Source organism: Curtobacterium sp. NPDC098951 (assembly GCF_044759965.1).
GTDB lineage: Bacteria > Actinomycetota > Actinomycetes > Actinomycetales > Microbacteriaceae > Curtobacterium.
Map to the genome: position 1 here is coordinate 63453 of NZ_JBIWAG010000001.1, position 23907 is coordinate 87359.

General features: G+C 72.6%; 26 protein-coding genes. 14 read left to right on the top strand and 12 right to left on the bottom strand.

Annotated elements, in window-relative coordinates:
• Positions 1–60: 60 nt before the first annotated feature.
• Complete coding sequence (locus ACIQUC_RS00350) at positions 61–963, bottom strand: LysR family transcriptional regulator (protein WP_022908118.1); 903 nt, start codon at positions 961–963, stop codon at positions 61–63.
• Positions 964–1044: 81 nt separating this feature from the next.
• Between ACIQUC_RS00350 and ACIQUC_RS00355 the strand changes: the two genes are divergently transcribed.
• Positions 1045–4503 carry a proline dehydrogenase family protein gene (locus ACIQUC_RS00355; protein WP_402261957.1) on the top strand — a complete coding sequence of 1153 codons (3459 nt, stop codon included), beginning with the start codon at positions 1045–1047 and terminating at the stop codon, positions 4501–4503.
• A 194-nt stretch (positions 4504–4697) separates the two neighbouring features.
• A complete protein-coding gene (locus tag ACIQUC_RS00360) occupies positions 4698–4853 on the top strand; it encodes a hypothetical protein (RefSeq protein WP_402261960.1) in 156 nt (51 codons plus the stop codon).
• Between the two features lie 143 nt (positions 4854–4996).
• On the opposite strand, the gene ACIQUC_RS00365 is transcribed toward ACIQUC_RS00360, so the two are convergent.
• Positions 4997–5221: a hypothetical protein gene (locus ACIQUC_RS00365; protein ID WP_022908120.1), complete on the bottom strand. Its 225-nt coding sequence runs from the start codon at positions 5219–5221 to the stop codon at positions 4997–4999.
• Between the two features lie 114 nt (positions 5222–5335).
• Here ACIQUC_RS00365 and ACIQUC_RS00370 point away from each other — a divergent pair, with 114 nt between their 5' ends.
• Positions 5336–5776 carry a VOC family protein gene (locus ACIQUC_RS00370; RefSeq protein ID WP_402261962.1) on the top strand — a complete coding sequence of 147 codons (441 nt, stop codon included), beginning with the start codon at positions 5336–5338 and terminating at the stop codon, positions 5774–5776.
• 19 nt (positions 5777–5795) lie between these two features.
• Positions 5796–5945, top strand: coding sequence for a hypothetical protein (locus tag ACIQUC_RS00375; RefSeq protein WP_402261965.1), 150 nt, complete (start codon positions 5796–5798; stop codon positions 5943–5945).
• Between the two features lie 30 nt (positions 5946–5975).
• Here the strand turns inward: ACIQUC_RS00375 and ACIQUC_RS00380 are convergent, their stop codons facing one another.
• Both ACIQUC_RS00380 and ACIQUC_RS00385 read right to left on the bottom strand, forming a co-directional pair.
• Positions 5976–6419, bottom strand: a complete 444-nt coding sequence (locus ACIQUC_RS00380; RefSeq protein WP_402261968.1) for an acyl-CoA thioesterase — start codon at positions 6417–6419, stop codon at positions 5976–5978.
• Entirely contained in the window at positions 6416–6931 is a 516-nt protein-coding gene (locus ACIQUC_RS00385) for a QsdR family transcriptional regulator (protein ID WP_022908124.1), read from the bottom strand. Before ACIQUC_RS00385 ends, ACIQUC_RS00380 begins: the two co-directional genes overlap by 4 nt.
• Before the next feature lie 122 nt (positions 6932–7053).
• Here ACIQUC_RS00385 and ACIQUC_RS00390 point away from each other — a divergent pair, with 122 nt between their 5' ends.
• On the top strand, positions 7054–8247 hold the full coding sequence (locus ACIQUC_RS00390) for an acyl-CoA dehydrogenase family protein (protein ID WP_402261971.1): 1194 nt from the start codon (positions 7054–7056) through the stop codon (positions 8245–8247).
• A 216-nt stretch (positions 8248–8463) separates the two neighbouring features.
• Here the strand turns inward: ACIQUC_RS00390 and ACIQUC_RS00395 are convergent, their stop codons facing one another.
• From ACIQUC_RS00395 to ACIQUC_RS00405, 3 genes are all read right to left on the bottom strand, one after another.
• A complete protein-coding gene (locus tag ACIQUC_RS00395; protein WP_402261974.1) occupies positions 8464–10596 on the bottom strand; it encodes a S9 family peptidase in 2133 nt (710 codons plus the stop codon).
• Positions 10597–10656: 60 nt separating this feature from the next.
• Positions 10657–11529: a patatin-like phospholipase family protein gene (locus ACIQUC_RS00400; RefSeq protein ID WP_402261976.1), complete on the bottom strand. Its 873-nt coding sequence runs from the start codon at positions 11527–11529 to the stop codon at positions 10657–10659.
• Between the two features lie 160 nt (positions 11530–11689).
• On the bottom strand, positions 11690–12427 hold the full coding sequence (locus ACIQUC_RS00405; RefSeq protein WP_402261979.1) for a S1 family peptidase: 738 nt from the start codon (positions 12425–12427) through the stop codon (positions 11690–11692).
• A gap of 113 nt (positions 12428–12540) precedes the next feature.
• Between ACIQUC_RS00405 and ACIQUC_RS00410 the strand changes: the two genes are divergently transcribed.
• The gene (locus ACIQUC_RS00410) at positions 12541–13368 is read left to right on the top strand and encodes a GAF domain-containing protein (RefSeq protein ID WP_402261982.1); all 828 of its coding nucleotides are present in this window, start codon (positions 12541–12543) and stop codon (positions 13366–13368) included.
• A 41-nt stretch (positions 13369–13409) separates the two neighbouring features.
• Positions 13410–13595 carry a hypothetical protein gene (locus tag ACIQUC_RS00415; RefSeq protein ID WP_022907754.1) on the top strand — a complete coding sequence of 62 codons (186 nt, stop codon included), beginning with the start codon at positions 13410–13412 and terminating at the stop codon, positions 13593–13595.
• A gap of 66 nt (positions 13596–13661) precedes the next feature.
• On the opposite strand, the gene ACIQUC_RS00420 is transcribed toward ACIQUC_RS00415, so the two are convergent.
• Both ACIQUC_RS00420 and ACIQUC_RS00425 read right to left on the bottom strand, forming a co-directional pair.
• Positions 13662–14690: an NADPH:quinone reductase gene (locus ACIQUC_RS00420; RefSeq protein WP_402261985.1), complete on the bottom strand. Its 1029-nt coding sequence runs from the start codon at positions 14688–14690 to the stop codon at positions 13662–13664.
• Between the two features lie 44 nt (positions 14691–14734).
• Positions 14735–15103: a helix-turn-helix domain-containing protein gene (locus ACIQUC_RS00425; RefSeq protein WP_022907752.1), complete on the bottom strand. Its 369-nt coding sequence runs from the start codon at positions 15101–15103 to the stop codon at positions 14735–14737.
• A gap of 93 nt (positions 15104–15196) precedes the next feature.
• On the opposite strand from ACIQUC_RS00425, the gene ACIQUC_RS00430 reads away from it, so the two are divergent.
• On the top strand, positions 15197–15844 hold the full coding sequence (locus ACIQUC_RS00430; RefSeq protein WP_402261989.1) for an NAD(P)-dependent oxidoreductase: 648 nt from the start codon (positions 15197–15199) through the stop codon (positions 15842–15844).
• 336 nt (positions 15845–16180) lie between these two features.
• Here ACIQUC_RS00430 and ACIQUC_RS00435 read toward each other — a convergent pair whose 3' ends face one another.
• Positions 16181–17506 carry an MFS transporter gene (locus tag ACIQUC_RS00435; protein WP_022907750.1) on the bottom strand — a complete coding sequence of 442 codons (1326 nt, stop codon included), beginning with the start codon at positions 17504–17506 and terminating at the stop codon, positions 16181–16183.
• 119 nt (positions 17507–17625) lie between these two features.
• On the opposite strand from ACIQUC_RS00435, the gene ACIQUC_RS00440 reads away from it, so the two are divergent.
• Positions 17626–18483: a LysR substrate-binding domain-containing protein gene (locus tag ACIQUC_RS00440; RefSeq protein ID WP_402261992.1), complete on the top strand. Its 858-nt coding sequence runs from the start codon at positions 17626–17628 to the stop codon at positions 18481–18483.
• Positions 18484–18675: 192 nt separating this feature from the next.
• Here ACIQUC_RS00440 and ACIQUC_RS00445 read toward each other — a convergent pair whose 3' ends face one another.
• The gene (locus ACIQUC_RS00445) at positions 18676–20043 is read right to left on the bottom strand and encodes a hypothetical protein (RefSeq protein ID WP_402261994.1); all 1368 of its coding nucleotides are present in this window, start codon (positions 20041–20043) and stop codon (positions 18676–18678) included.
• 98 nt (positions 20044–20141) lie between these two features.
• On the opposite strand from ACIQUC_RS00445, the gene ACIQUC_RS00450 reads away from it, so the two are divergent.
• Positions 20142–21110, top strand: a complete 969-nt coding sequence (locus ACIQUC_RS00450; RefSeq protein ID WP_402261996.1) for an aldo/keto reductase — start codon at positions 20142–20144, stop codon at positions 21108–21110.
• A gap of 166 nt (positions 21111–21276) precedes the next feature.
• Here the strand turns inward: ACIQUC_RS00450 and ACIQUC_RS00455 are convergent, their stop codons facing one another.
• Positions 21277–21924 carry an NADPH-dependent F420 reductase gene (locus ACIQUC_RS00455; protein ID WP_402261999.1) on the bottom strand — a complete coding sequence of 216 codons (648 nt, stop codon included), beginning with the start codon at positions 21922–21924 and terminating at the stop codon, positions 21277–21279.
• Positions 21925–22003: 79 nt separating this feature from the next.
• Between ACIQUC_RS00455 and ACIQUC_RS00460 the strand changes: the two genes are divergently transcribed.
• The 4 genes from ACIQUC_RS00460 to ACIQUC_RS00475 all read left to right on the top strand — a co-directional run bounded on the left by ACIQUC_RS00460 (position 22004) and on the right by ACIQUC_RS00475 (position 23849).
• Positions 22004–22300, top strand: coding sequence for a GNAT family N-acetyltransferase (locus ACIQUC_RS00460; RefSeq protein WP_402262002.1), 297 nt, complete (start codon positions 22004–22006; stop codon positions 22298–22300).
• Positions 22301–22322: 22 nt separating this feature from the next.
• The gene (locus ACIQUC_RS00465; RefSeq protein ID WP_402262004.1) at positions 22323–22784 is read left to right on the top strand and encodes a VOC family protein; all 462 of its coding nucleotides are present in this window, start codon (positions 22323–22325) and stop codon (positions 22782–22784) included.
• A gap of 85 nt (positions 22785–22869) precedes the next feature.
• Entirely contained in the window at positions 22870–23343 is a 474-nt protein-coding gene (locus ACIQUC_RS00470) for a MarR family winged helix-turn-helix transcriptional regulator (protein WP_187290518.1), read from the top strand.
• Positions 23340–23849, top strand: a complete 510-nt coding sequence (locus ACIQUC_RS00475) for a metallophosphoesterase family protein (RefSeq protein ID WP_402262007.1) — start codon at positions 23340–23342, stop codon at positions 23847–23849. The genes ACIQUC_RS00470 and ACIQUC_RS00475 overlap by 4 nt, the downstream gene beginning before the upstream one ends.
• Positions 23850–23907: the final 58 nt, after the last annotated feature.

Consider the following 23907-nt stretch of genomic DNA (forward strand, 5'->3'; position numbering starts at 1 on the left):
CGACGGGGCGAACGGTCGGTCGCGCTCGGGTCGGTCGCGCTCGGGTCGGTCGCGCTCGGGTCAGTCGCCGACGGTGGCGGCCGCGCGCTCCAGGGCGTCGCGGAGGGCGCGGACCGCCGGCGACGAGGACCCGGCCGTGCGGACCACCGTGAAGATCGTCCGGCGCGGCCGCTCCGGGAGCTCGACCAACCGGCAGGTCGTCGTCCGACCCGTCCACATCAGGTCCGGCATGAGGCTCACGGCGTTGCCGGACTCGACGAGGCGGATCTGCGTCTGCAGGTCGGCGGTCTCGTAGCGGACGTCGGGCTCGAAGCCCCACCGCCGGCAGACCTGCTCGGCGAAGTGCCGCGAGGCCGTGCCCCGCGGCTCCATGACCCACGGCAGCACCTCGGCGTCCTCGATCGACGACACCGGCGCGAGCGCGGTGTCGAGCGGCGGCAGCGCGAGCCGGACGGCATCGGTCGTGAGGTCCTGGCGGTGCAGCCCGGGCAGGTGCGGCGCCGCGTGCGCGGGGTACTGCTCGGCGATGACCATGTCGAAGTCCCGCGCCCAGGTCTCGTGGAGCGCCGTCTCCGGTTCACGCTGCACCATCTCGATGCGGACGTCGGGGTGCGCGGTCGCCATGGCGTGCAGCGCGTTCGGCATCAGCGCGAGGGCGGCGGACTGGAACACCGCGACGCGGATGCGTCCCTGCACCGTCGGCATCGTGCCCTCGACCTGCGACTGCGCCTGTTCGAGCACATCGAGGACGTGACCGGCGGCCTGCACCAGGACCTCGGCCTGCGGGGTGAGCTGGAGTCGCCGTCCGGCCTTGCGGAGGAGCGGGACGCCGGCCTCGCGTTCGAGGGCGCTGAGCTGCTGCGACACCGCCGACGGGGTGAAGTTCACCGCCTCGGCGACGGCCGCGATCGTGCCCCGGATGGAGAGCTCCCGGAGGAGGACGAGACGGCGGACGTCGAGCACGAGTTCACGGTAGCGGAACTTACGGGTATCCATCACCAACCGTTGCTTCCGCTGATGGGTCGAGCGCTCCACACTGAACCCATGACGACCCTGCACGAGCACCCGGCCACCGATCACGACGCCCTCGCGGACCAGTCCGTGGCGCTCGTGCGACAGTGGCTCGCCGAAGCCGAGACCCACCCGGTCGACGGCTCGGCGAAGCAGCTCGCAGGCGTGCTCGCCGACCCCGCCGGCCTCGACTTCGCCGTGGGGTTCGTCGACGGCGTCGTCCGCCCCGAAGACCTCGGCGTCGCCGCCCGGAAGCTCCGCGCGATCGCCCCCGGAGCCCCCGGCTTCCTCCCCGCGGCGCTCCGCGGACTCGTCCGGCTCGGCGGCGGCATGGCCCCGGTCCTCCCGGGGGTCGTCGTCCCGATCGCCCGACGGGTCCTCCGCACCATGGTCGGCCACCTCATCGTCGACGCGACCGACGCCAAGCTCGGCCCGGCCATCGCGGGGATCAAGGGCGACGGGGTCCGCCTGAACGTGAACCTGCTCGGCGAGGCCGTCCTCGGCGAGGGCGAGGCCGCCCGGCGCCTCGAGGGCACGCACAAGCTCCTGGCCCGCGACGACGTCGACTACGTGTCGATCAAGGTCTCGTCCACCGTGCACCCGCACTCGCCGTGGGCGTTCGACCACGCGGTCGAGGACATCATCGCCAAGCTCCGCCCGCTCTTCCGCCGTGCTGCCGCAGCGTCGCCGCAGAAGTTCATCAACCTCGACATGGAGGAGTACAAGGACCTCGACCTCACGATCGCGGTCTTCACGAAGCTCCTCGACGAGCCCGAGTTCACCTCGCTCGAGGCCGGCATCGTCCTGCAGGCGTACCTGCCCGACGCGCTCGCCGCGATGGAACAGCTGCAGGAGTGGTCCGCCGCACGACGTGCCCGTGGCGGCGCCGGCATCAAGGTCCGCCTCGTCAAGGGTGCGAACCTGCCGATGGAGCAGGTCGAGGCGTCCGTGCACGGCTGGCCCCTCGCGACCTGGCACACCAAGCAGGACTCCGACACCAACTACAAGCGTGTGCTCGACTGGGCGCTGACCCCCGCGCGCATCGAGAACGTCCGGGTCGGCGTCGCCGGGCACAACCTGTTCGACGTCGCGCACGCCTGGCTGCTCGCCGGTGAGCGCGGGGTGCGGGACGGCATCGAGTTCGAGATGCTCCTCGGCATGGCGCAGGGGCAGGCCGCCGCGGTGAAGAAGACCGTCGGCTCGCTCCTGCTCTACACGCCGGTCGTCCACCCGCAGGAGTTCGACGTCGCGATCGCCTACCTGATCCGCCGCCTCGAGGAAGGGGCGTCGCAGGAGAACTTCATGTCCGCGGTGTTCTCCCTCGTTTCCTCGCCCGCGCTGTTCGCCCGCGAGGAAGCGCGCTTCCGGGCCTCCCTCGAGCCGCTCGCCACGCCCGAAGGCCTCGCCGCTCCGGCCTCCCACCGTGTGGCCGACCGCTACGCCGCCGTCGAGCGCCCGCGCGTCGGCCACTTCGAGAACACCCCGGACAGCGACCCGTCGGTCGCATCGGTCCGGTCGTGGGGTGACGCCGTCACCGCGCGGGTTGCGTCCTCGACGCTCGGCACCGCGGCCGTCCAGGAGGCGCGGCTCGACTCCGCCGCGCAGCTCGAGTCCGTCCTCGGTCGCGTCCGCGCCGCCGGCGCCACCTGGGGAACGTGGTCGGGTGGCGCCCGGGCCGCCGTGCTGCACGCCGTCGGCGACGCGCTCGAGGCGAACCGCGCCGCCCTCGTCGAGGTGATGGCGTCCGAGACCGGCAAGACCATCGACCAGGCCGACCCCGAGGTGTCCGAAGCGATCGACTTCGCACACTTCTACGGCGAGCTCGCCGCACAGCTCGACGACGTCGACGGCGCGTCCTTCACCCCGGCCGCACTGACGCTCGTCGCACCGCCGTGGAACTTCCCGGTCGCGATCCCCGCCGGGTCTACCCTCGCCGCGCTCGCCGCCGGGTCCGCCGTGGTGCTGAAGCCCGCGCCGCCCGCCGAGCGCTCCGGTGCCGTGCTCGCCTCGATCATCGAGACCGCGCTCGACGCCCACGGTGCCCCGGCCGACGTCCTCGCGTTCGTCCAGGTGTCGGAGAACGACCTCGGGCAGCAGCTCGTCGCCTCGCCGCTCGTCGACCGGGTGATCCTCACGGGCGCGTACGAGACCGCCGAGCTCTTCCGCTCGTTCCGGCCCGACCTGCCGCTGCTCGCCGAGACCTCCGGCAAGAACGCGATCATCGTGACGCCGTCGGCCGACCTCGACCTCGCGGTGAAGGACGTCGTGGCGTCGGCGTTCGGGCACGCAGGCCAGAAGTGCTCAGCAGCGTCGCTCGTCGTGCTCGTCGGGTCCGTCGCCACCTCGCGGCGCTTCCGCTCGCAGCTCATCGACGCCGTGTCGTCGCTCACCGTCGGCTACCCGACCGACCCGACGACCCAGATGGGCCCGGTCATCGAGCCCGCTGCCGGCAAGCTGCTGGACGGCCTCACGACGCTCGGCGCGGGGGAGTCCTGGGCCGTCCGGCCCGCGAAGCTCGACGACCCCGGCAGGCTCTGGAGCCCCGGTGTCCGCGACGGCGTCCGACGTGGCTCGGCGTTCCACCGCACCGAGTACTTCGGCCCGATCCTCGGCATCATGACGGCGAAGACCCTCGACGAGGCGATCGACATCGTGAACGAGGTCGACTACGGCCTGACCTCCGGCCTGCACTCGCTCGATCAGGCCGAGATCGGGACCTGGCTCGCTCGCATCGAGGCGGGCAACCTCTACGTCAACCGCGGCATCACGGGCGCGATCGTCCGCCGCCAGCCGTTCGGCGGGTGGAAGAAGTCGGCGGTGGGTGCCGGGACCAAGGCCGGTGGCCTGAACTACCTGCTCGGGCTCGGCTCGTGGGCGCCCGCCGAAGCCACGTCCGGCTCGTCCCCGTCGGCACCGGTCGCCGCGTTCGTCGGCGCCTCGGGTGTTGCGTCGCCGTCGCTCGACCGGGCCGTGGCGTCCGACCAGCAGGCCTGGTCGTCCCTGTTCGGCACGGCGACCGACGTGTCGGCGCTGACCGCCGAGCGGAACATCGCCCGGTACCTGCCGTACCCGGCGGTCCGGGTGCGCCTGGCCTCCGCTGCGGAAGACGCGGTGACCGACCTCGTCCGGGTCGTCGCGGCATCGGTCCGAGCCGGCACCACGATCGACGTCTCGACCGTGTCGACGCTGCCGCCGGTGGTCGCCGCCGCGGTCAAGGCGCTGCCGAACGTGCGGTCGCTGACGCAGTCGCACTCCGACGCGGCGTTCGCTTCGGCGGTGGCGAGTGGTCCGTCCGGGCGCGTGCGGCTCGTCGGCGGGGACACGTCGGCGCTGTACTCGGCGATCGGCGGACGGCCGGACGTCGCGGTCTACGGGGAGCCGGTGACCGAGGCCGGGCGCCTCGAGATCCTGCCGTTCGTGCGCGAGCAGGCGGTGTCGATCACGGCGCACCGCTTCGGTACGCCGAACCACCTCACGGACGACCTGATCTAGCCCGGCGCCCGCCGACGCCTCCAGGCGACTCCACTCAGTGGGTTGGGTGCGTGGCGCGAGGGGCGAGTTCGATCGGACAGACGGGGCAACGGGTCTCCGTCGCAGACCGTGTCGGCGCTGCGCTGGTCCTCCCATCGCAGGGTGGATGGCTCGCGCTCGCGCTGGCCCACGGCGGCATCTGGTGGGCGACCTGGGTGATCCTTCTCGGCGCACTGGTCGCCGTCGTGATCTGGACCTTCGCGACGGCCAGGCGTTCGGGTCGATCGCCTCGATCGCCTCTGCTGCTGGCCGTCGTGGCGCTGATGCTCGGCTGGATCGTCTCCGCGATCGTGCTCGGGGGCGCGACCTGACCGCTTCGGATCGCCGAACCACCTGACGGACGACCTGATCGGGCGCGAGGCACGGCGTCCCGCGTGTCCCGCAGGCGCTGCGCGCCGTCTGCCCGGCGGCACGTCGACTGCGGGGACGATCCGCGCCTGGCGGCGTCAGGCGGTCACGGTCCCCGGTGCAGGAGTAGCTCGATCAGGGTCAGGCCGGGACCGACGATGAAGAGGCAGCCGATCACCCTGATGAAGCCCGGCGTGAGGATCGAGGCCGCCCAGTGGTCGCCCTGCATCTGTTCCAGCTTCCGGCCCCAGCGGGCGAACTGCTTCGGGAACACGAGCAGCACGACGCCGTACGCCATGAGGAAGATCGAGATCCAGAACCATGAGCCCACGGGTCGACCCTACGGCTGTCCGGTCGCCGCATGGTCGGGGCGTCCGGTCAGGTGGGGCGCGTTTCGTCGGTGTGGTGCCGGACCCTTCCGGCCACGTCCTGAGGAGCACCTGCCGTGACCGAACCGTTCGCACGACCCACCGCACTCGCACACGTCCGCGTCACCGTGACCGACATCCACCGGAGCAAGGCCTTCTACCAGCAGCTGCTCGGGACGGAGCCCGCGATCGACTTCAGTGACCAGGTCGACGAGCCCGGCGTCCGCGAGGACCGGGAGCGCTTCTACGGCGGCAGCGTCTTCCGGCTCGGCGACCAGGTGTTCGGGCTCCGGCCGGTGGCGCCGGCGGGCCAGCGCTTCGACTCGGAGACCGTCGGCCTCGACCACGTGAGCTTCGTGGTCGGTTCCGTGGATGAACTGCACGAGGCGGCCGCTCGACTCGATGCCGCCGGTGTCGAGCACGGCGAGGTGACCGACCTCGGTGACGCGGGCATGGTCATCCTGTCGGTGCAGGACCCCGACGACATCAACCTCGAGCTGGCGGCACTGAAGGGCTGACGCGAGCTATCCTCGACGCATGCGCATCGTGCGGGTCATCGGCCGGGGGATCGGCTTCGTGCTGCGAACGATCGCGAAGGTCGTCGGGACGTGGAACGGCCACGACCCGGCGGGTGAGGACCTCGCGGTTCGGCTCAACAACCCTCGCCGCGGGGACTACCGCCCCTGACGGCGCCCGCTGCCGGGCCGGCGCACGCGGTCAGTCGGCGGCGACCGACGCCGGGGCGCTCATCGTGGCGGCGACGAGTTCGCGGAGGGACTCCGGCAGGGGGACCGGTCGACGGTCGCCCTCGCGGTCGATGACGACGTGCACGAACTCGCCGGTCGCGAGCAGTGTCCCGTCCGACTGCCGGAAGAGGCCGAACTCCCACGACAGGCTCGTCCGGCCGAGGTGCTTCGAGCGCATGCCGATCTCGATGACGTCGGGCCACACCGCCGACTCGACGAACCGGCAGCTGGACGACACGACCACGGCGATCCAGTCCGACGTGAACGGGTCGAGACCGGCCGCCTCGCGGAACCAGTACGTGGCCGCGTTGTCCATCGCGCTGTAGTAGATCGTGTTGTTCACGTGGCCGAACATGTCGTTGTCGTTCCACCGCGTCGGGTACGTCCGGACGAAGGGGTAGTCGTCGATGGTCATCGGGCTCCTGTCGCGAGAAGGGACGTCGTGGTGGGGCGGAGGACGTACTCGAACGTGGCGCGTGCGCGTTCGGGGTCTGGCGTCTCTCCGGAGATGAGGTCGGCGTAGGTGAACGACTCCGAGATGCGCACGAGCAGTCGGGCCAGTTCCTCGGGGGAGAGCGGGCTCGGGTCGAACGTCCCAGCCGCATGCTGCTCCTCGACGAGGCTGGTGACCCGGCGGACGAACCGGCTCTGCACGTCGCTCTCGGTCGTGGTGAGCAGGCGGAGCGCCCGGGCGGGTTCGCGGGTCAGGAACGACCGGAAGTAGGGCGCCTCGATGAGGTCCGCCGTGAAGCGGTCGAGCACGTCGACGATGCGCGCCGCGCCGGACGGGGCGGCCGCGGCGGCAGCCGCGTCGAAGGTCGGGACGGCGAGCGACCACAGGATCTCGGACAGCAACCGGTCACGGTTGCCGACCCAGCGGAACAACGACGTGCGGTCCACGCCGAGCGAGGTGGCCAACGCGCCCATGTCGATGCGTGAGCCGGCGATGAAGGTGTGCCGTGCCTCCCGGAACGCGCGCAGCGCAGAATCCGATGTGTACAGGTGATCCTCCCTTGCAACGTTTCCGAGAATGATGCATCGTGGACCTCATGTCAACGCTGACGCCCACCACCGCGCTGCTCGAGTCCGACTTCTACCGCTTCCAAGAGGGACTGACCGAGCAGGAGCGCGAGTCACTCGGGCGACTCCGCAGCTACCTCGAGTCCGAGGTGCGCCCGATCGCGGACGAGTACTGGGCGCGCGCCGAGTTCCCGATGCAGGTCATCCGGCCGCTGTCGGAGCTCGGCATGTACGGCCCGGGCATCCCGCTCGTCCGGCAGTTCGAGAACTCCGCGGTGTACCGCGGGTGGGCGGCGCTCGAGCTCGGGCGCGTCGACGCCAGCGTCGCGACGTTCATCGGGGTGCAGTCCGGCCTCGCGATGAACTCGATCGCGGTCGCCGGCAGCGACGAGCAGCAGCAGGAGTGGCTGCCGCGCATGGCCGCCGGCGAGATCGTCGGGGCGTTCGGGCTGACCGAGCCGCTGTCCGGCAGCGACTCTGCTCGTGGCCTCCGCACGACGGCGCGGCGTGAGGGCGACACGTGGGTGCTCGACGGCGAGAAGCGGTGGATCGGCAACGCGACCTTCGCGGACGTCGTCGTGGTCTGGGCCAAGGACGTCGCCGACGACCAGGTGAAGGGGTTCCTCGTCACGACGGACACCCCGGGCTTCACCGCGACGAAGATCGAGGACAAGATCGCGCTCCGGGGCGTGCAGAACGCCGACATCGTCATGACCGGGGTGCGGGTGCCCGAGGCGCGTCGGCTGCAGCGCGCCGAGTCGTTCCGCACGACCGCCGAGGTGCTCCGGCTCACCCGGACCGAGGTGGCGTGGCAGGCGATCGGCATCGCGGTCGGTGCCTACGACGCCGCGCTCGAGTACGCCCGCACCCGGATCCAGTTCGGCAAGCCGATCGCCGCGCACCAGATGGTGCAGGACCTGCTCGTGAAGTCGCTCGCGAACATCACCGCCTCGATCGCGCTCTGCACGCAGGCGTCGGCCATGCAGGACGCGGGCACCGGGGGCGACGAGCACTCGGCGATGGCCAAGGCGTTCGCGACGTCGAAGATGCGCGAGACCGTGGGCTGGTGCCGCGAGGTGCAGGGCGGCAACGGGATCGTGCTCGACAAGGGCGTCGCCCGGTTCTTCGCGGACGCCGAGGCGATCTACTCCTACGAGGGCACGCGCGAGGTGAACACACTCATCGTCGGGCGGGCGATCACGGGGCAGGCCGCGTTCGTCTGACGCCGGTGCCGATGCCGGCGTCGGTCCTGTGCTGGCGGCGGTTCGGGTGCGGTTGTCGAACGACACGACCCATGTCGTACGACGACGAGCGTGTCGTTCGTTGCGCCTGCAACTGTTGCGGGCGCGCGGCTGCGACGGTGCCGACGTCGTACGACATCGACGATGTCGTTCCGGGTCGGCGCCTTCCACTGACTCCGCCCCGCGCGCCCGGCCCCGCTACCCGAGCAACTCCGGGCGCCGCCACTCGCCGCCGAGCACGTGTTGCTCGAGGAACGCGAACACCGTCTCGTACCAGACCACGGCGTGCTGCGGCTTGAGCACCCAGTGGTTCTCGTCCGGGAAGTACAGGAACCGGTGCGGCATCGTGCCGTCCTCCGCCGCGTGGTGCTCGGCGAGCTCGGACCAGAGCCGCAGCCCCTCGCCGATCGGCACCCGGTAGTCCTTGTCGCCGTGGATGACGAGCATCGGTGACGTGATGTCCGCGACGAAGCGGTGCGGGTCGTTCTCGTGCAGACCGGTCTCGTCGAAGATCGACTGCCAGTACTGGGACATGTCCGTGGTGCCGTTGAACTGGTCGAGCGCCCACAGGCTCGCGTGCGTGACGATCGCCCGGAAGCGGTCGGTGTGGCCGGCGACCCAGTTCGCCATGTAGCCGCCGAACGACCCGCCCATCGCGGCGGTGCGGGTCTCGTCGACGTCGTCACGGGCGACGACCGCGTCGGTGACCGCCATGAGGTCGGTGTAGGGCGCCTGCCCCCACGCGTTCCACCCGCGGTTGATGAAGTCGAGCCCGTACCCGGTCGACAGCGCCGGGTCCGGCAGGAGCACGGCGTACCCGCGCGCCGCCGCGAGCTGCGGGTTCCACCGCCAGGACCACTGGTTCCACGAGTTGAGCGGACCGCCGTGGATCCAGAGCAGGAGCGGGTGCCCGGCGGCACCGGGTTCGTCGTTCGGCAGCAGCAGCCAGCCGCGGACCCGGGCGCCGTCGGCAGCGGTCGTCTCGACCTCTTCGAGGTGACCGGGGACCTCGGGCAGCGGCGCCGGGGTCGCGAGGGGCGTCACCGTGCCGTCCGCGTCGATCCGCACGGGGTGCAGGGGCGCGGCCCAGGAGGCACGGAGCGCCACGACCGTGCCGCTCGCCGCCGCCACGCGCAGGCTCGAGTACGCCCAGTCGTCGTGGGTCAACTGTTCGACGGCGCCGCCGTCGAGGGGGAGCCGGAACACCGGCGCGCGGCCGTCGTGGTCCGCCGTCGCCAGGAGCGCACCGTCGTCGTGCGCGAACACGAGTTCGCTCGGCCACCGGTCCCACTCGGTCGCGATGCGCCGTGCGTCCGAGAGCGTGGATCCGTCGAGCCGGGCGACCCAGATCGCCTGCTCGGTCGCACCCCGGGGCGTGAACCGCTCGGTCCGGACCCACGCGAGGGTCCGACCGTCGTGGCTGATCGTCGGCATCTCGTGGTCGACGTCGACGTCGTCGAGCAGGACGGTCCGGGTGCCCGACGCGACGTCGAACGCGACGATCGTCGAGCGCGAGCCGCGCGCTTCCTGCACACCGACCGTGGCGACGACGGTCGAACCGTCCGGGGTGACGGCTCCGGCGACGTGCTCGAGCGAGCGGCCCGGGGCGGGCGTGACGTCGGAGAGCGCCGGGAGGTGCGCCGGGTACGTGTCGGCAGCGGTATCGGCGTCGGCTTCCGTGCCGTCCTCGGTCGTGTTCGTCGACACGTCGCGGGTGGTCGACGCCTCGGTCAGGGTGGCGAGGTCGAGCGTGAGGACGTGCGTCTCGTCGGGGCCGAGGTCGTGGTCCCAGAAGCGCACCGGGTACGTCTCGTGCAGGATCGCCCGCACCTTCCGGTCCTTCCGCCGCCCACGGAGCGCGGCATCGGCGGCGACGACACCCGTGCGGTCCGTGCCGGCACCCGGCAGGAGCCCCGCGGTCACGGCGACGGTGTCCGCCTGCGATGCGGTGCCGAGGACCCCACCGATCCCGCCCGCGAGCTTCGTGACCGGTCGTGCCTCGCCACCACCGGCCGGCAGGACCCAGAGCTGCGGGGCGTCGCTGTCCTCGTCGCCGTCGCCGTCGGGGCGTCCGGACACGAACAGCAGGTCGCCGGTGCGGGTGAACGACACTCCGCCCTCGCCCTTGGCCGAGCGCGTCAGCCGGACCGGAGCGGCCGACTCGTCGGTCGTCGTCGCAGGGACCGCCCAGACCGACCGCCGGTACCCCGTGCCGTCGGCATCGAGGACGCTGACGGTCAGGGCGACCCGCGAGCCGTCCGGACTCAGGGCGATCCCGTCCACGCGGGGGAGGGCGGTGTACTGGTCGAGGTCCGAGAACAGCGTCGTCATGCACCCACGCTAGCGGCGCTCCCCGCCGCGGCGGCGGTCACCGGCCGGTCTGTGGAGAACTCACGCCCAGAACGCGGCGATGCCCTCGGCGACGGCGGTGCCCTGCGTGCGCCCGGCGTCGGCCGCGGGCGCCTGCGTGGACAGCGAGAGGGAGTTCGTGCCGAAGGCCTGCTGCGAGGTGCTGTCCGCGATGACGACCTCGACCGAGCTGCCGGCCGCCCGGAGCTCCTCGACCGCGACGTCGAGCCACGGCCCGAGCGGCGACGGCCCCTCGGGACCGCAGGCGATGACGAGGACGCGTTCGTACCCGGCGGCGACGTCCGCGTTCGTGGCCGATCGCATCCCGCCGTCGACGTAGGGGCGCCCCTCGATCGTGACCGGCGACCAGACGAGCGGCACCGAGCAGCTGGCGGCCACCGCGCGCGCGAGCGGCACGCCGTCCGCCGCGGTGAGCACGCGGAAGGTGCCGTCGGTCGCGTCGATCGCGGTGACGGCGAGGGGCTTCGGCGGCCACTCGGTCGACGGCAGGGTCTCGGCGAAGGTCGCAGCGCGCTGGTCGTCGGTCTGGCCGGTCGTCGTGCGCTGGGCGAGCCGGCCGAGCCGGGCACGGGCGTCCTGGTCGGAGGTGGCGCCGTCGAGCACGGCGCCGATCCGCTGCTGGAAGTCGTCGCCGTCGATCGGGACGGGCTCCTCGTAGGTCGTCGGGACGGCGGCGTGCTGCTGGTCGTACGCCTGCTGGACGGCGCCGGCGCGGACGAAGGTCCCGACGACGCTGCCCGCGCTCGACCCGACGACGAGGTCCGCTGCGTCGAGGTCCACCCCGGCGTCCTGCAGGGCCGACAGCACCCCGAGTTCCCACGCGATGCCGGCGACGCCACCACCGCCGAGGACGAGTGCTCTGGTTCCGGGCGCTGGTGTGGTGACGTCGGTCATGCGTCCTGCTTACCAGGTGCGGACGACGCGGAGGACCGCGCGACGCGACCTGTGGAGAGCGACCGGGCGCGGCACCGGTCGTGCGCACGGGCGGACGGGCGGACGGGAGGCGCGGTGCGGGCCCGCACTGCGCCTCCCGTCCCCTGGTGGGTGCGCTGGGTCAGACGCCCGCGGTCGAGCGGATCCAGCTGGCGGACTGGGTGAGGACGGCGTAGTTCGAGCCGGCGTGGGTGTTCGCGCCGGGGTCGGCCACGTCGCCGGTGGAGCAGACGCCGACGACCTTGCCGTTCACGACGAGCGCGCCGCCGGAGTCGCCGTGGTTCGAGGCGCCGGTGACGCCCGTGACGTGCTGCGCCCGGCCGCCGTACGCGTCCGTCGAGCTCCCCGTGAGGTTCACCGTCGCCTGGTAGAGCCCCGTCGTCGGGACGCTGTTCGCGCGGTTGCCGTAGCCGAGGATCGTGCCGGTGCCGGAGCTCTTGGTGGTGTACGCGAGGTCGAGCTGCGCGTAGGACGACAGCGTCTTCGGCGTGCTCAGGTGGACGAGCGCGATGTCGCCGGACGGCGCGGAGTAGAGCCGGTCCGCCGCGGTCGCGGTGCCCCGGTTCGTCGTGCTGTTCGAGTGGTAGACGTTCATCGCGGTAGTGCCGTCGACGCAGTGCTCTGCGGTGAGCACCCACGAGGCGTTGAGCTGCTCGCCGGTGCACCCGTAGGTGCCGGTGCCGCCCTGCTGGAAAACGAGCTGCACCTCCCACGGGGTGCTCGGTGCCTGCTCGCCGCCGATGACCTGCGGCGAGACGGTGGCGGCGTTCGCCGCGGTCGCGCCGAGGCCGCCGCCGAGGAAGGTGATGGCCGCCGTGGCGGCGAGGGCGAGGGCCCTCAGGTTCTGTCGCTGCTTCATGGCCCGATCGTGCTCGCCCCCTGTTCGGGGGTCAAGTCAGCGTTGCAGGGGACAACAACGTCACCCTGTGGACAACTCCGTCGGCGTCGGTGGGGTGTCCTAGCGTCGTCGTCATGACAGGGGACGGGAACACGACGGGCCGCGGGCGGCGCCGGGCCGGAGCGGTGGTCTGGCCGATCGTCGTCGCGACGGCGCCCACCGCCGCCTTCCAGCTGCCGAACCTCGTCGCGGCACCGGGGGTGCGGGTCTCGCTCGTCGTGTTCGGGCTGGTGGTGCTGACGGCCGCGGTCGTCGTGCAGGTCGTCCGTGCCCGTCGGGCCGAAGCGTCGGTGACGGCCGCGGCGGCCGTGGCGCGGTCGACCGAGCTCGAGCAGGGCACCGCCGTCCGGTACGCGTTCGGCCAGCTCGCCTCCCGGCTCGCCCGCTTCGCCGAGGTCCGGCGGCGGGACCGCTGGCAGGAGCTGCCGGCCTTCGCTGACCGGGTCGCGGTGGCGCTGGCCTTCTACCTGCTCCCCGGCGTCCCCGACGTGAGGGCGAACGTCTACCAGCTCTCCGAGGACCTGCACGCGCTCGAACCGATCGGGCACGGGGGAGCGGAGGACACGGCCGGCGTGTTCCGTGCCGGCACCCCGTACGGCGACCGCAACCTCGACTGGGTGTTGGTCGGCGGCGGGCCGCGGGTCGTCGGTGACCGTGCCGCCGACGTCGACGCCGACGACGACCTGCCGGGGTTCGAGCCGCGCTACCGCTCCTACGTCTCGGTCGTGATCCGGTCCGAGGAGTACTCGTTCGGCATGCTCACCGTGGACTCGCCGGCCCCGGACGCGTTCACCGACTTCGACGCCAAGTACGTCGCGCTGATGGCCTCGTTCATGGCCATCGCGTTCTCGCTCGCGACCCCGTTCCCGGACCGCGACCGCAACCCCAGGAAAGGCCCGTGATGCGCACGCGATTTGTCGGACGCTCGACGTACGATCCCCACATGACCATCGTGACCCCCGAACCGAAGCCCTTCGGTCGGTCCCGGGTGTACACCCCGAACTGGACCGACGACACGACCGACGCCGACTACGAAGACCTCGAGGTCATCGCCGCGAACATCGAGCGCGAGCGGGTCGCCGCCCGCCGCCGGTTCGAGGCGCGCCTCGCCGCCGCGCTCGCCCGCTGATCCGGCCTCGCGGCGCCGACCACCGAAGCGCTGCGTCCGCCCGGCCCGGGCGGACGCAGCACTTCGTCACTCCGCGCTGACGTCGATGAGCACCTTGCCGACGGTGTCCTGCTCGACGGCGTCGTGCGCCGCCGCCGTGTCCTCGAGCGCGAACCGCACGAGCGGCAGACCCTGGTCCTCGCCGACCGGCAGCACCCCGTCGCGGAGTGCCGCGGTGACGTCCTCGGCCGCCGCCGACAGCGCCTCGTCGCCGATCGTGTACAGCAGCAGGAACTGGTACCGGGCGTTGATGCTCATGTTCGGCCGGATCGGCAGCGTCGCCTCGTCGCCGCCGTTGTTCGCGTAGATCGAGACCACGCCGTGGTTCGCCAGCACCTCGGCGACCAGCGCGGCGTTCTGCGGGATCGACACCTCGACGACGATGTCGACGCCGTCCGGGGCGATCGCACGGATCTGCGCCGAGGCGTCCTCAGCGCGGTAGTTCACCGTGTGGTGCGCGCCGGCCGCGGTGGCGAGGGCGGCCTTGGCGTCCGAGCTGATCGTCGTGATCACCGTCGCACCGGCCCACCGCGCGAGCTGGATCGCCGCGTGCCCGACGGCCCCGGCGCCGCCCGCGACGAGGACGGTCTTCCCGTTGAGCGCCCCAGGTGCGAGGCGGTCCGGGCCGTGCTCGTGCGTGGTGAGGGCGCGGTGCGCGGTCATCGCCGGGACGCCGAGCGAGGCGCCGATGTCGAACCCGGTGCCCTCCGGCAGGCGGACGGCGCGGGCCGCGGGCACCACGGTGTACTCCTGTGCCGTACCGGTCGGACGGCTCGCCGCGGCCATGTACAGCCAGACGTGGTCGCCGACCGACAGTCCGTCGACGCCGTCACCGACCGCGTCGACGACCCCGGCGCCGTCCTGGTTCGGCGTGATCTCGGGGAACGGCAGGTCGTCGCCGTACGTGCCGCCCTGTCGTGCCTTCCAGTCGGTCGGGTTGACCCCGGAGACAACCACGCGGACCCGGACCTCGCCGGGGCCGGGCGTCGGCACCGGCCGCTCCTCGAGGGTCAGGACGGACGAGTCACCGGGCTTCGTGTAGACGACAGATCGCATGCCCCCAGGCAACCACCGACGTGCCGCCGAGATTCCGCGGACGGTCAGCGAACCCGCGCGTCGTACTCCTCGCGCGAGACCGCGACGGCCTCCATGTGCGACGTCGCCCAGTCCTCGAGCGGCTTCAGTACCTCGCGCAGGGAACGCCCACGATCGGTCAGCTCGTACTCGACGTGCGGGGGGATCTCGGGGAAGACGGTCCGCGTGACGAGTCCGTCGCGCTCGAGTGCCCGCAGGGTCTGCGTGAGCATCTTCTGCGAGACGCCCTGCACGCGTGCCGCGATCGCCGAGTACCGTGCGGGGCCGTCGGCCAGGGTGCCGATCGTCAGGACGCTCCACCGGTCGCCGATGCGGTCGAGCAGCTGTCGCGAGGGACATTCGGCGGCGTAGGGGCTGTACTCGAGCGCTGACATGGTGTCCTCCGTTACGCACTGTGAGGTGCCTACTTACTCAAAGAGAGTAACGCTTGTACGGTGAGTGTCAACGATCCACGAAAGGACTGCTCCATGACCAGCATCGTCGTCTTCGGTGGCACCGGCTACGCCGGCTCCGCCATCACCCGCGAGGCCCTCTCCCGCGGCATCGCCGTCACGGCCGTCGCCCGCGACACCTCCAAGCTCGAGCCGGCCGAGGGCCTGACCCTCGCGCAGGGCGACGCCTTCGACAGCGACTTCGTCGCCGAGGTCACGAAGGGCACCGACGTCGTCGTCGTGTCGCTGCACGCGGTCCAGGCCGACGGCAGCGAGCTCAAGGACCGGTTCCAGCCGTTCGTCGACGCCGCCGCTGCCGCCGGAGCGCGCCTCGGCATCGTCGGTGGCGCCGGTTCGCTGCTCGTCGCCGAGGGCGGCCCGGCCCTGTTCGACACCGCGGAGTTCCCGGACGCGTTCAAGGGTGAGGCGAAGAGCCACGCGGCGATCCTCGAGGCACTCCGCGCATCCGACACCGAGGTCGACTGGTTCTACGTCAGCCCGGCAGCGGCCTTCGGCGGCTACAACCCCGGCGAGCGTCGCGGCACCTACCGCACCACCGACGAGGTCCTGCTCACCGACGCCGACGGCAACTCGGACATCTCCGGCGAGGACTACGCGATCGCCTTCGTCGACGAGATCGTGACGCCGGCACACCACCAGGCGCGCTTCGGGGTCGCCTACTAGGCGGTTCGCTTCGCCTCCGCACAACGGAAGTCACCCGGAACCGCGCCATCGCGCGGTTCCGGGTGACGTTGCTTGTGCGGCGGCGGGGCGGCGGGGCCACGGCGCGGCGGAGCACGCAGCGGCGCGGCCCCGACCGCGACGTGCGTGCGGGCGGCAGCGCGCTCGGTGCGGAACCACGGAACCGACATGGAACCAGGCGGCCCGCCTGGTTCCACGTCGGTTTCGTGGTTCGACGCCACACCGCGGCGACGGGGCAACGCGGCACGCGCGCGCGACGCGACCACGTGCGGACGGGAGGCGCGGTGCGAGCCCGCACCGCGCCTCCCGTCCGGCGGATCAGCGGTGGCCGACGATCGACGGCACCGGCATGTGGTGCCGCATCCGCACGGCGAGGTGCAGCCCGCCCCGGCGGGCGAGGACGAGGCCGACGACGGCCGCGGCCGCGGCTGGGACGCCTCCGGCGACGACCATCCCGACGTGGGCGCCGAAGTGGTCCACCACCTGCCCCATGAGCGGGCCGCCGATCGCCTGTCCGCCGAGCAGCACGAGGACGTAGAGCGACATCACGCGGCCGCGGATCGCGACGTTCGAGGACAACTGCACGAGCGAGTTCGACGCCGTCTGGAAGAGTAGCTGGGACATGCCGACGGCGACGAGGGCGACGGTGAACGGCGCGATCGCGGGGATCGAGCCGGAGACCACGAGCAGGATCCCGGTCCAGAAGACCCCGCCGACGATCGTGCGGAGCCGGACCGTGGCGCGGCGGGTCGAGAGCAGCGCGCCGGCCAGGGCACCGATCGCGACCGCGGAGTTGAAGACGCCGTAGCCCCCGGCGCCGACGTCGTACACCTCGGACGCGAACGCCGACAGCAGGACCGGCATGGTGAGCGCGAAGACCGAGAAGAACGCCACGAGGATGACCGGCACGATGATGGTCGGTTTCCGGACGGCGTAGCGGAGGCCCTCGACGAGCTGCCCCTTCCCACGGGGTGCCGGGGGCGTGCGGTGGAGCTCCGAGACCTTCAGGAACCCGAGCGTCACCACCACGGCCACGCAGGCGATCGCGTTCACCCCGAACGACCACCCCGCGCCGACGGCCACGAGCAGCGCGCCCGAGAGCGCCGGGCCGATCATGCCGCCGAGCTGGAACACCGACGAGTTGACGCTGATCGCGTTCCGCAGGTGCTCGTGGCCGACGATCTCGGTGACGAACACCTGCCGGGCCGGGTTGTCGATGACGGTCACCATGCCGACGAGGAACGCGATCGCCCAGATGTGCCACGCCTGCACGACGCCGGTCAGCGTGAGGACGGCGAGCAGTGCGGACAGGACCGCGAACGAGCCCTGCGTGATCATCATCAGCGCGCGCTTCGAGAACCGGTCGACGAGGACCCCGCCGAGCAGCCCGAACAGCAGCATCGGCGCGAACTGGCACGCGACCGTGATGCCGACCTGCGCGACCGAGCCGGTGAGCTGCAGCACGAGCCAGTCCTGCGCGATGCGCTGCATCCACCCGGCGGTCATCGCGACCAGGTTGGTGGCGGTGAACAGTCGGAAGTTCGGCACCGACAGGGCGATGAGGGTGTGGCGCCACGGCGGTCGGGTCGCCTGGATCGGCAGCGGTTCGGTGGGCGGGGGGAGGGTCGTCGGTGACGCGCTCACGGTGGGGGATCTCCGGACGTCGGCTGCGGAACTGGTACCCCAACGAAACTACGTGGTGCGGCGTCATTCGATACCCCTATGGTGGCTATCACTCCATTGCGATGTCGAATGAGGTTGCCGTGCTCGATCCGGTTCTGCTGCAGACGTTCCTCGCGGTCGCCGAGACCGGGAGCTTCACCCAGGCCGGTGCGCGGCTCGGCATCAGCCAGCCCACGGTGTCCCAGCACGTGCGGCGACTCGAGACGGCGGTCTCCCGCACCCTCGTGGCGCGGGACACCCGGGGCGTGGCGCTCACCGACAACGGGGACGCGATGGCCGGGTTCGCGCGGACGATCCTCGCGGCGCACGCCACCGCGGACGCCTACTTCTCCGGGGCGGCGACCCGCGGGCGACTCCGGTTCGGTGCGGCGGACGACCTCGCGATCACCCAGCTACCGCGGATCCTGCGGGACTTCCGGCGGCTGCACCCGCAGGTGAACCTCGAGCTGACGGTGAACCAGTCGTCCCCGCTCCTGCGCCGGGTGCACGCGGGCCAGCTCGACCTGGTGTTCATCAAGCAGACCGCGGGGGAGTCCGCCGAGGGGACCCGCGTCGCCACCGACCAGATGGTCTGGATGGCGCAGGACGGCATCGCGCTCGAGCCCGGGGAACCGGTGCCGCTCATCGCGTACCAGGCGCCGAGCATCAGTCGGCAGATGGCGATCGACGCGCTCGAGGCCGCGGGCCGCACGTGGCGGATCACCTGCAACACGCGTGACGTCAACGGTGTGCTCGCCGCCGTCCGGGCCGGGATCGGTGTGGCGGTGTTCCCGCACTCGCTCATCCCGGCGGACCTCGTGAAGGTGTCGCAGCGGTTGTCGCTGCCGGACCTGCCGGCGGTCGACTACGTCCTCATCGCGAACCCGACGGTGCAGCGGGAGCCGATCGACGCGCTGACGAACGCGATCCTGTCCCGCGGGGTCGTCCGGGCGGTGTGACGGGCGTGGCGTCGTGCGCCCGCGTCGTCCGCCCGGGTCGTCCGCGGGGGCGTTTCGTGAGCAGGAATGGTCGGGTCGGTGACGCGAACCCGACCGTTTCTGCTCACGAAGTACGCGGGGTGCGGGGTGCGGGGCGCGCGGCGCGCGGCGTGGGGCGCGGGGCGCGCGGCGCGGCGCAGCCAGCGCGGCCCGCTACGGCGCGAGCGTCGGGACCGTCCCCGTACCGGTGAGGTCCGGCAGCGTCACCCCGGCGATCGCCAGCACGGCGGTCGCGACCGCCCACACCAGCACGAGCGTGCCGACCCCGCCGAGCACGGCCCCGAGGAGCGCGACCGGCCGCTGCCAGGTCGCCCCCGGCCGTCGCAGCGTCAGGATCGAGAGCACGAGCGCGAGGACGCCGAGTGCCACTCCGACAGCGTGCACCGTCGCGGGGGCCGTGAACCACCACGCCGCGAGACCGAGCGTCGCCAGCCCGGCGACGGCCCCGAGGGCCGCGGCCGGAGTCGTCCCGAGACGCTCGGACGACGTGGTCCGGTCCGCGGACGTCGCGCGTGCGGTCCGAGCTGACGGGAGGCGCGGCTCGGCTCCGCCACGGACCGTCCTGGGCGTCGTGGTCGCCGGCACCGCGGAGGGCACCGCGTCCGCGTCGCTCACCGGGGTCGTGGCCGACCGGGTGCGGGTCGGCCGCGAGGACGTCCGGGTCCGCGGGGCGCGCGGCTGCTTCGTGCGGCCCCGTCCCGGGCGGTCCGCACCACGGCGCGACCGGTCGGGGTCGCGCGTCGGCAGCTCGATGAGCGGGAGTGCCTCGGTCGGCGGGAGCGCGTCACCACGGGGGCCTGAGGTCGTCGTGACCCCCGGCGTCGGCGGGGCGATCACGGCGTCGAAGGCCGGTGCCGGCGTGGGTGCTGCCGGGGAGACGGCGGCGGGGCGCTGGTGGGCGAACCGTGCTGGGGTGCGGTAGCCGATCGGTCCGGAGGGCTCCGGTTCCGACCCCTCGACGACGACGTGCTCGAGGCCGGGCACCGAGAAGCGGGGCTGTCCGACGCCGGGCACCGTCGGGCTGACCGGGGCGGCGACGGGCGCGGCACCCCCAGCACCCCCGGCACCCGCGGCTCCGGCGGCACCTGCGGCTCCGGCGGCACCGGCGGCACCCGCGGCACCCCCGGCACCCGCGGCTCCGGCGGCACCCGCGGCTCCGGCGGCACCCGCGCCTCCGGCGGCACCCGCGGCACCCGCGACGTCGATCGGCGAGACCGGGGCCGGGCCGACCGCGGCCGCGTCGAACGGGACGGTGTGCACCGTGGGGGACGTGGGTGCCGGCGGCAGGAGGTGCTCCTCCGGCGGGAAGTCGGGCACCACGACGGCGTCGTCGCCGAGCGTCGGTGCCGGGGCAGCAGCGGGGAGCGTCGTGCCGGGCGCGACCGACTCCGGGACGGGGGCCGGGGCGACGGGGGCGGGGCGCGCCTCCAGGCCGTCCGTCGCGTCCTCGGGGGGAGCCGTGACCCAGTCGGGGACGGCGCGACGCGGCCGGTCCTCGTCCGGCATGCGGTGCGATGCCACTGCGGTGTTCCCTCCGTAGGCTGATCCATCGTCAGTTCTAACGGCAACGCGTGCGGCTGTCGCAGCCCCAGTTCCGGGGTCGCCGGTACGGTCGGGTGATGACCGGAATCGAACACCGTCCACTCGGGCCGTCCGGGCTCGTCGTCTCCACCGTCGGCATCGGCTGCAACAACTTCGGCCGACCGGGCACCCAGACCGAGACGCAGGAGGGCACGGACGCCGTCGTCCACGCGGCCCTCGACGCCGGCGTCACCCTCTTCGACACGGCCGACGTCTACGGCGGCCGCCCCGGACTGTCCGAGGAACTGCTCGGCCGGTCGATCGCGGGTCGCCGTGACGAGGTCGTCCTCGCGACGAAGTTCGGCATGGACATGCGGGGCGCCAACGGACCGGACTGGGGTGTGCGGGGCTCGCGGCGCTACGTGCGGCTCGCCGTCGAGTCGTCCCTGCGGCGCCTCGGCACGGACTGGATCGACCTGTACCAGATGCACGGTCCCGACAGCGTGACGCCGATCGAGGAGACCCTGTCGGTGCTCGACGACCTCGTCCGCGAGGGCAAGATCCGCTACGTCGGCCACTCGAACTTCGCCGGGTGGCAGATCGCCGAGGCCGAACTGACCGCGTCGATCGCCGGCACCACGGCGTTCGTCTCCGCGCAGAACGAGTACAGCCCGCTCGCCCGGGGCGTCGAGGACGAGGTGCTGCCGGCGGTCCGGGCGTACGCGCTCGGGTTCCTGCCGTACTTCCCGCTCTACAACGGCCTGCTGACGGGCAAGTACACGCGGTCCGGCGGGCCCTCGGACGGACGTCTCACCCGGGCGAAGCCGCAGCTGCTGCAGGACGCGCCGTGGGAGATCGTCGAGGCGTTCCAGCGGTTCTCGGACGAGCGCGGGGTCACGATGCTGCAGGCGACCTTCGCGTGGTTGCTCGCGCAGCCGGGGTTGTCGAGCGTCATCGCCGGGGCGACGAAGCCGGAGCAGATCCGGCTGAACGCCGAGGCCGGGAGCGCGTGGGAGCCGTCCGAGGACGACCTCGCCGAGATGACGCTCGTGTTCGACGGCGCCTGACCGGCCGCGCGCCGGGCGCACCGGTGGGCGTCCTCACGCGCTGGCCGACAGTTCACGGGCGGACGTCGCGTGAGGCGTCGCTCAGCCCGTGAGGACGGTCGTCGTGCGGGACAGGAGGCGCGGTGCGGGGCGGCACCGCGCCTCCCGTCGAGCAGGCGGTCGCGACCTACATGTCGCGGTAGCGCTTCGCGGACGCGAGGGCCTCGCGCAGCTCGGCAGCGGTCAGCCGCGGTCCGTACCCGGGGGTGTCCCGCTGGATGCGCCAGCCCTCGGCGAGCGGCCCCGCGTCGACCACGTCGAACCCGAACTGGTCGATGAGGTCGGTCACGACGCGCTTGGCCTCGGCGTCGTCCCCGGCCACCACGAGTGCGCGGCGGTCCGGCGTGCCGGCGGGCGAGGCGTGCCCGGTGAGGTCCGCGGCGCCGATGTGGTTGAACGCCTTCACGACCCGGGCGCCGGTCAGGTGGTCCTGCAGGAGCTCGGCCGTCGTGGTCGTCTCGTCGTCGAGCGCCGCGATCTGCCCGTCACGCCCGGGGTAGTAGTTGTTCGTGTCGATCACGACCTTGCCCATGAGGGGCTCGACCGGGATGCTCTCGATCGCGCCGAGCGGGACCGTCACCACGACGACCTCGCCCGCGGCCGCCGCCTCGTCGCGCGTCGCCGCGCGGGCGCCGTCGCCGAGCTCCGCGACGAGGTCCGCCAGGGTCTCGGGGCCGCGGGAGTTCGCGATCACCACCTCGTGTCCGGTCCGCACCGCCAGCCGTGCGAGCTGGGATCCGATGTTGCCTGCGCCGATGATGCCGATTGTCGTCATGGTGCCGAGCAACGTCCGGAGCGGTCCCGGACATTCCCGACCGCCGACCCCGCCGCCGCCGAGGGTGCATGATGGCCGCATGGACCACGAGTTCCGCGACGAAGCCGACCAGGACCGCTACGCGATGTACGTCGGCGGGGAACTCGTGAGCGTCCTGGACTACCGCGAGAACGGCGACGCGATCGCGTTCCCGCACACGTACACGGTGCCGAAGCACCGCGGGCACGGGTACGCCGCCGAGCTCGTCGACTTCGCGGTCGCCGACGTCGAGGCGAACTCCACCAAGCGCATCGTCCCGATGTGCTGGTTCGTCGGCAAGTGGTTCGACGACCACCCCGAGAAGGCAGACCTGCTCAGCCGCGGCGCTGCGGACTGAGCCGGACCGAAGGGCGCCGCGCATGCCGACGATCACCCCGTTCCTCTGGTACGACGACCAGGCCGAGCAGGCTGCGGAGCGCTACGTCGCGCTGTTCCCCGACAGCCGCATCGACAGCGTGAGCAGGACCCCGGACGGGCGGACCCTCGTGGTCGAGTTCACGCTCCTCGGCTCGCCCTACCGTGCGATGAACGGCGGTCCCGGGCACGAGCACACGGACGCGGTCTCGTTCCAGGTGGACGTCGACGACCAGCAGGAGCTCGACCGGATCTGGGACGGCCTGCTCGCCGACGGTGGCCGACCGAGCCGCTGCGGGTGGCTCTTCGACCGCTGGGGCGTGGCGTGGCAGGTGACCCCGTCGATGATGGGCGACATGATGACCGGCTCCGGCGACCCCGCGGCGAACGCCCGCGTCTTCGAAACCATGCTGCAGATGGAGAAGCTCGACATCGCGGCCCTGCAGGCCGCGGCGGCGGGTCGCTGAGCCGGCCCGATCCGTACCCGCCGGTATGGTGGCGGGACCGAACACCGCCGGCAGCGACCGGCACTGACAGGCTGGAGTCACGGCGATGAGCGAACCGAGGCCGGATGTCCGCAACAGCGACATCGGACGGGCCTACACGGAACTCGCCCGCATCACCCGGCGCGCGAGCATCCGGGCACGCGGCTCGGAGTCGATCCTGAGCGTCGTCGACCAGTCCCTCGTCGACTTCGTCGTGCAGCACGAGGGGTGCATGGCGATCGACATCGCCCGGTACCTGCGGCTGAACCGCTCCACGATCTCGCGGCAGCTGTCCGGGCTGCTCGCGGCCGGGCTCATCCGGACCGTCGACGGCGGCACCGGCAACGCGAAGCCCCTCGTGGCAACCGACGCGGGGCGGGCCGCACTCGACCGGTCCGTGCAGCTGCACCGTGACGCGCTCGACGAACGGCTCGCCAGCTGGTCGGACGACGACATCGCGCTGCTCGCCGGGCTCCTCGAACGGCTCGGCGCCGCGGACGAGGCCGGGCTGCCGATGCCCGGCCGCCCCGCCACGTCGTGACGACCTCGTTCGTCCTGCTCTCGGACACGCACCTGCCGAAGCGCGCGAAGGACCTGCCCGCCGGGCTCTGGGCCGACATCGACGCCGCCGACCTCGTGGTGCACGCCGGCGACTGGGTCGACCTCGCGACGCTCGACGCCGTCCAGGCCCGCTCGGTCCGCTTCGAGGGGGTCCGCGGCAACAACGACGGCCCCGAGTTCGACGATCGCCTGCCGCTCGAGGCGCACTTCGCCGTCGAGGACCTCCGCTTCGCCCTGGTGCACGAGACCGGTGCCGCGACGGGCCGTGAGCGTCGCATGACGGCCGCGTACCCGGACGTCGACGTGCTCGTCTTCGGCCACTCGCACATCCCGTGGGACACCGTCGCCCCGTCGGGGCTCCGCCTGCTCAACCCGGGATCGCCCACGGACCGTCGCCGCCAGCCGGACCACACGTGGATGCGCGGCGCGGTCGACGGCCGCGACCTGACGGTCGAGCTGGTGCGGCTGCCCCCGGCGACCCGCTGACGGACGGGAGGCGCGGGTCGGCCCCGACCCGCGCCTCCCGTCCGCCCCCACGCACGTC